Origin of the sequence: Rhizobium sp. 18055, assembly GCF_902706285.1 — a bacterium.
Lineage (GTDB): Bacteria > Pseudomonadota > Alphaproteobacteria > Rhizobiales > Rhizobiaceae > Rhizobium.
This window is the reverse complement of sequence record NZ_CACSKD010000428.1, coordinates 1-401: the sequence shown is the minus strand read 5'-3', so window position 1 is coordinate 401 and position 401 is coordinate 1. Positions and strand designations below refer to the sequence as shown.

Below are 401 nucleotides of genomic sequence, written 5' to 3'. Positions count from 1 at the left end.
CCTGAAGAACGTGTTCGTCGTCGAACCGCGTTACGCAGATCCGGTGTCGCTGGTGCATTACAAGAAAGTGCTCGTCACCAAGGGCGCTATCGACAAACTCAAGGAGATGTTCGCATGAGCACGACCCAGTTTGACGAAGGCCGTCTGATGCAGGTTCTGGTCGCTCCCATCGTGTCCGAAAAGGCCACCATGGTTGCCGAGAAGTCCAATGCTGTGACGTTCAAGGTGCTGCAGAACGCAACCAAGCCCGAAATCAAGGCCGCCGTGGAATTGATGTTCAAGGTCGAGGTCAAGGGCGTTTCTGTGGTGAACACCAAAGGCAAGACCAAGCGCTTTGGCAAGACCATCGGCCGCCGCGACAACGTGCGCAAGGCCTATGTGACGCTGAAGGAAGGTCAAGA

1 protein-coding gene is annotated in these 401 nt (G+C 55.9%); it reads left to right on the top strand.

Going from position 1 to position 401, the window contains the following annotated elements:
* Positions 1-147: 147 nt before the first annotated feature.
* The coding region (rplW, locus tag GVL52_RS32530) for a 50S ribosomal protein L23 (RefSeq protein WP_368735344.1) at positions 148-401 on the top strand (254 nt) is incomplete at its 3' end.